This is a genomic window from Delftia sp. ZNC0008 (assembly GCF_000799035.1).
GTDB classification, from domain to species: domain Bacteria; phylum Pseudomonadota; class Gammaproteobacteria; order Burkholderiales; family Burkholderiaceae_C; genus Comamonas; species Comamonas tsuruhatensis.
This window is the reverse complement of the sequence record NZ_JTKZ01000044.1, coordinates 1-5,501: the sequence shown is the minus strand read 5'-3', so window position 1 is coordinate 5,501 and position 5,501 is coordinate 1. Positions and strand designations below refer to the sequence as shown.

Below are 5,501 nucleotides of genomic sequence, written 5' to 3'. Positions count from 1 at the left end.
CCGCGTAGAAGGCGCTCAAGAAGGAGTTCCCCGAGATCGACCGCGTGTTCGCGCGCACCGGCACGGCCGAGATCGCCTCCGACCCCATGCCGCCCAACATCTCCGACGGCTACATCATGCTGAAAGCCCGCAGCGAGTGGCCCGACCCGGCGCGCCCGCGCGATGAGCTGCTGGCCGCCGTGCAGGCGTCGGTGGACCGCATCCCGGGCAACAACTACGAGTTCTCCCAGCCGATCCAGCTGCGCTTCAACGAGCTGATCTCGGGCGTGCGCAGCGACGTGGCCGTGAAGATCTTCGGCGACGACATGGCCGTGCTGGAGAAAAGCGCCCAGACCGTGGCCGGCATGCTGCAGCAGATCGCGGGCGCCTCCGAGGTCAAGGTCGAGCAGACCACGGGCCTGCCCATGCTCACCGTGCAGATCGACCGCGAAAAGGCCTCGCGCTACGGTCTGAACATGGGCGATGTGCAGGACGCCATCAGCACCGCCATGGGCGGCACCGAGGCCGGCACGGTATTCCAGGGCGACCGGCGCTTCGACATCCAGGTGCGCCTGCCGGACGCCGTGCGCAACGACCTGCAGGCCCTGAGCCGCCTGCCCATCGCCCTGCCGCGCGGGGCGGACGGGCGCATCGGCTTCGTGCCGCTGTCGGCCGTGGCCACGTTCGAGACCGCGCCCGGCCCCAACCAGGTCAGCCGCGAAGACGGCAAGCGCCGCATCGTGGTCAGCGCCAATGTGCGCGGGCGCGACATGGGCTCCTTCGTGGGCGAGGCACAGCAGAAGCTGCAGGGCCTGTCGCTGCCGCCCGGCTACTGGACGCGCTGGGGCGGCACCTTCGAGAACCTGGAGTCGGCCACGCGCCGCCTGCAGATCGTGGTTCCCGTGGCCCTGCTCATGGTCTTCGTGCTGCTGTTCGCCATGTTCGGCAATGTGCGCGACGGGCTGGTGGTCTTCACGGGCATTCCGTTCGCGCTCACGGGCGGCATCCTGGCGCTGTGGCTGCGCGACATACCGCTGTCCATCTCGGCGGCGGTGGGCTTCATCGCGCTGTCGGGCGTGGCCGTGCTCAACGGCCTGGTCATGATTTCCTGGATCAGGAGCCTGCGCGAACAGGGCGCCAGCGTGCCCGACGCCGTGACCGAGGGCGCGCTCACCCGCCTGCGCCCCGTGCTGATGACGGCCCTGGTGGCCTCGCTGGGCTTCGTTCCCATGGCCATTGCCACGGGCACGGGTGCCGAGGTGCAGCGGCCGCTGGCCACGGTGGTGATCGGCGGCATCCTGTCATCCACGCTGCTGACCCTGCTGGTGCTGCCGCTGCTGTACCGCCTGGTGCATCGCAACGATCCGTCGGAGGCCAGCGGCACAGACCCCGTGCCCGCCGCGCCGGCACCTGCCGTGTGACGCGGCGCCCGGGCAGCACCCGGGCAGCCACTTTGGAACCCGCTGCAGCCTGGCTGCAGCGGGTTTCTTCCTGCCCGGGATATCCCGGGCCACACATCTTTGCCCATCGATGTGAACCTCGCGCATTTGGCATGGAGCGGCTGCGAACCCCTGCCTAGAATTCGTCCCACAACAGCAAGGACAACGGGAGGGACAAGGCCATGAACAGCCCCGCCAGCGGACAGCACGGCCGTGCCCGCATCGCCGTGGAGAGCCGGTCCATCGACTGCATTCCCGACAGCGAGCGCCACGCGCGGCTCGCCGACCAGGGCCCGTTCTGGTTCCTGGGCAACTTCCACTTCTTCACGCTTTCCATCGGCTTCGTCGGCCCGTCGCTGGGGCTTTCGGCGCCCTGGAGCGCCCTGGCCGGGACGCTGGGCATCATGTTCGGCACGCTGTTCATGGCGTTGCACGGCGCGCAGGGGCCGCAGCTGGGGCTGCCGCAGATGATCCAGTCGCGCGCGCAGTTCGGCTTTCGCGGCGTCACCCTGCCGCTGTGCGCCACGCTGCTGGTGTTCACGGGGTTCAACGTCGTCAACGTCTCGCTCATCATGCAGGGCATGCAGGCCGTGTTCGGCCTGCCGCCCGTGCCCACCGCGTGCGTGGCCGTGGCCGTGGGCGCGCTGCTGGCGGTCTGCGGCCACGATGTGATGCACAGGGCCTTCCGCTGCGCGCTGATGCTGGCGCTGCCCCTGTATGCGCTGGCCACGCTGGCGTTGCTGGCAGGCGTGGGCGAGCCCGCCTTGCACGGTCGGTCGGAGCCATTGCCAGGATTCGCATGGAGCGCCTTTGCCGCGCAGTTCACCATCGCGGCCAGCTACAACATCTCCTATGCGCCCTATGTGTCCGACTATTCGCGCTACCTGCCGCGCCACACTGCGCCCCGGCGCCTGATCGCGGCCATCTTCCTGGGCGCCTCGCTGTCCGGGGCCTGGATGATCGGGCTGGGCGCATGGATGGCGCAGCGGCTGCAGGCCGGGGACGCGCTGGCGGCGCTGGGACGGATCGGCACCGGCCTGTTCCCGGGCGCGGACCGGCTGCTGCCTGCCCTGGCCGTCGTGGCCTTCCTGCCCATCATCGCGTTGAACACGTACAGCGCGGCGCTGACCGTGCTCACGGCGGCGGATTCGCTGGGCGGCATGCGGCCCACGCGCGCCGCCCGTATTTTTGCCATCGCGGCGATCAGCGTCGGCATCCTCGCGTGCGTGCTGTCCATCCAGGGCAGCGGCGTGGCACTGCTGCACTCCTTCCTGGCGCTGCTGCTGTACTTCCTGGTGCCATGGACGGCGGTCAACCTCGTGGACTACTTCCTGGTGCGCAAGGGCCGCTACGCCATCGCCGATTTCTTCACGCCACAGGGCATCTACGGCGCCTGGGGCTGGCGCGGCATCTGCGCCTATCTGGGCGGCTTTGCGGCCATGGTGCCCTTCTTCCACATCCACGACGCCACGGACGGCCATGCGGTCTTCGTCGGCTGGGCTGCGCAGCGGCTGGGCGGCGTGGACTTCGCCTGGCTGCCGGGCATTCTCGTCGCCGGCAGCCTTTACTGGGGGCTGGCCCGCACCCTGGATCTGCAGGCCGAGGAGGCAGCCCGTTGCCAGCCGCGGCAGGACAGCCACCCTTTGCATCCCAAGGAGCGCACACCATGACGGAGCACCGCATCCGCATCATCCAGCCCCGTCTGCGTGACGGCGACATTGCCGGCAACCTGGCGATGACGCTGAAGACGATCAGGGCCAGCGCGGGGCAGGCCGACCTGCTGGTCTTTCCCGAAACCTGCATCAGCGGATTTCCCCGGCCCGACAACGTGGCGCAGCTGGCCGAGCCGCTGGACGGCCCCTCGACCACCGCGCTGCGCGAGGCCGCGCGGCAAGCCGGCGTGGCCGTCGCCATCGGCCTGGCCGAGGCGGACCAGGGCCGCCACTTCAATGCCGGCCTGCTGATCGATGCCGATGGACAGGTGCTGCTGCACTACCGCAAGACCATGCTCTACGACTCGGACCAGGGCGTGTTCGATGCAGGCGACCGCTGGCCCACCTGCGAATGGCGCGGCCTGCGGCTGGGAATGCTGATCTGCTTCGACATCGAGTTTGCGGCACCGGCCCGCGCGCTGGGTGCGCAGGGCGTGGACCTGATCGTGCTGATGGACGGGATGATGCACCCCCACGGCCACATCCATCGCCATGCCGTGCCCGTGCGTGCGATGGACAACCAGTGCTACATCGCCATGGCCAACCGCGTGGGCCCTGGCGACAGCTACGCTTTCAGCGGAGGCAGTCAGTTCGCCGATCCCTTCGGCCAGACGCTGGCGCGCATCGCGGGCGATGCCGAGGGCCTGCTGGACGTGCGCCTGGACCCTCTGGCGCCCGGCCGCGCGCGTGCGCAGTACCGGGGCTGACGAGCGCCGAGGCGCCACCGTGGCGCGGTCATCTGTGTCGGTTGTATGACAGCAATGTCACCATCCTGTGGGGCTGGTGTGGGGGCGCGATTTCTACATTGGAGTCCTCTCCCCGGCGTTCCGCTTCGCGGGGCGTGGGGAGAACGAATCACCAACGTGCCCTGAAAGGAATCACACCATGTCGCAACGTCGTTTCACCCCCGCTACCCTGATCGCCGGCCTGGTCGCATCGGCAGCGCTGCTGCTGCCGGGCATGGCATCGGCGGCCGGGTACATCCACCCGGCCAACAACGAGGCGGGTGCCGTCGTCCATCCCGAACATTTCAAGAGCAGCAAGACGCGCGCCCAGGTGACGGCCGAGGCCGAGGCGGCCGTGCGCCAGGGCGGCACCTCGCGCTTCAATGCCGGCGTCTACCCGGCGCCTGCACCGCAGACCGGTGGCGGCAAGACGCGGCAGGAAGTGATCAATGAACTGATCAACGAAACGCCTGCCCAGCGCGATGCACGCCAGCGTGCCATGGGTGGTTGATGCACGTGCGGGGCGATGCAGTGCTGCCCCGCAGCAGCCGTATCAAGGGATGATCGACGCGCCGCGCGGCTACGAGCCTGCGGCGCGTTCCGCTTCCTCGGCCTCATGGGCGCGTGCGATGGCCAGGATCACGTCGCGCGCCAGGCGGCGCTTGGGTACGGGAAGGCGCAGGTAGATCTTGAACAGCTCGTTGTCCTCGTAGCCCAGGCCGGCGGACCAGCTGCCCTTGGGCTCACGCACCTCGCGCGCCGGCTGCGGCGCGCGCAGGAACTCCTCCAGCGGCACCTGCAGCCAGTCGGCCAGCGCAGCAAGTTTCTTGGTGTTGGGCATGGTCTTGCCCAGCAGCCACAGACGCACGCCGTGCTGCGACATGGGCTTGCCCCAGAAGCGTGTGTTGAATTCGCGCTCCAGCACCGAGGGCTTGGCTTCATAGCCACGGGCCTCCAGGGAATCACGTAATTTCTGCGCAAACCGCTGCTTCGCATCCTGCATGCGGGCACGCTATGGGATAAGTCTGATTGTGCAGTGAGTATTGTGAAAAATCACATATCCGATGTGATTGATAGTTAACATCAAGGACTCAACCAGAAATCACAAGCACAGGAGGGCCCATGCGCTGGCAAGGAGTGTGGCTGCTGCCTGCGGGCCTGGCCCTGCTGCTGGGCGGTTGCGGCGGTGACGATGGCGAGGTGCTGACCGTGCGGGCTGCGCCCTGGGGCGCCGCCTCGGGCGTGTCGATAGGGCAGGTGCTGCAGGACAGGTCGGCCTGCGCGCGCAGCAGCTGGCGCAGCGTGGGAGACGGCAGCGGCGGGCGCATCGTCGAGTACGCCTGCGAGCGCGCAGGCGTGCGTGACTACCTGCAGGCCAGTCTGCGCCAGGAGGTCGGGCCACTGCAGCGCGCCGCCGAAAGCGAACAGGCCCGGTTCGAGGCGCGGTTGCGTGGCGAATGGCGTGAGCTGCTCTTGCTGGAGCGGCAGCGGCAGGAGATGCTGCGGCGCCACGCGCAGGAGGCGCAAAGGGATGCCGACCACAGGCAGCGGCACCTGGAGGATCTGCGTGTGCTGGGGGACATGAAGGAGTGCGGCAGCTTCCGCCCGCAAAGCCTCAGTGCCGAGGCCGCGCCGCAGCGCCTGGT

Annotated in this window: 4 protein-coding genes and 2 pseudogenes; 5 read left to right on the top strand and 1 reads right to left on the bottom strand. The window is 68.8% G+C overall.

Annotation, left to right across the window (positions count from 1 at the left end):
- Positions 1-14 precede the first annotated feature (14 nt).
- The 4 genes and pseudogenes from L995_RS01385 to L995_RS01370 form a co-directional block, all read left to right on the top strand.
- Positions 15-1,400, top strand: a pseudogene (locus L995_RS01385) (efflux RND transporter permease subunit); the annotation flags it as partial.
- Positions 1,401-1,600: 200 nt separating this feature from the next.
- Positions 1,601-3,088 (top strand): purine-cytosine permease family protein, encoded by a 1,488-nt coding sequence (locus tag L995_RS01380; RefSeq protein ID WP_047468411.1) that lies wholly within the window; start codon positions 1,601-1,603, stop codon positions 3,086-3,088.
- Positions 3,085-3,837, top strand: a complete 753-nt coding sequence (locus tag L995_RS01375; RefSeq protein ID WP_047468409.1) for a carbon-nitrogen hydrolase family protein — start codon at positions 3,085-3,087, stop codon at positions 3,835-3,837. Before L995_RS01380 ends, L995_RS01375 begins: the two co-directional genes overlap by 4 nt.
- A 178-nt stretch (positions 3,838-4,015) precedes the next feature.
- Complete coding sequence (locus L995_RS01370; RefSeq protein WP_016446650.1) at positions 4,016-4,366, top strand: DUF4148 domain-containing protein; 351 nt, start codon at positions 4,016-4,018, stop codon at positions 4,364-4,366.
- A gap of 69 nt (positions 4,367-4,435) precedes the next feature.
- Here L995_RS01370 and L995_RS01365 read toward each other — a convergent pair whose 3' ends face one another.
- Positions 4,436-4,858: a hypothetical protein gene (locus L995_RS01365; RefSeq protein ID WP_016446649.1), complete on the bottom strand. Its 423-nt coding sequence runs from the start codon at positions 4,856-4,858 to the stop codon at positions 4,436-4,438.
- A gap of 119 nt (positions 4,859-4,977) precedes the next feature.
- Between L995_RS01365 and L995_RS01360 the strand changes: the two are divergent.
- Positions 4,978-5,501: pseudogene (locus L995_RS01360) on the top strand (hypothetical protein); the annotation flags it as partial.

Coding starts and splice junctions, on each gene's coding strand:
- L995_RS01380 (WP_047468411.1), top strand. CDS start 1,601: ATGAACAGCCCCGCCAGCGGACAGCACGGCCGTGCCCGCATCGCCGTG.
- L995_RS01375 (WP_047468409.1), top strand. CDS start 3,085: ATGACGGAGCACCGCATCCGCATCATCCAGCCCCGTCTGCGTGACGGC.
- L995_RS01370 (WP_016446650.1), top strand. CDS start 4,016: ATGTCGCAACGTCGTTTCACCCCCGCTACCCTGATCGCCGGCCTGGTC.
- L995_RS01365 (WP_016446649.1), bottom strand. CDS start 4,858: ATGCAGGATGCGAAGCAGCGGTTTGCGCAGAAATTACGTGATTCCCTG.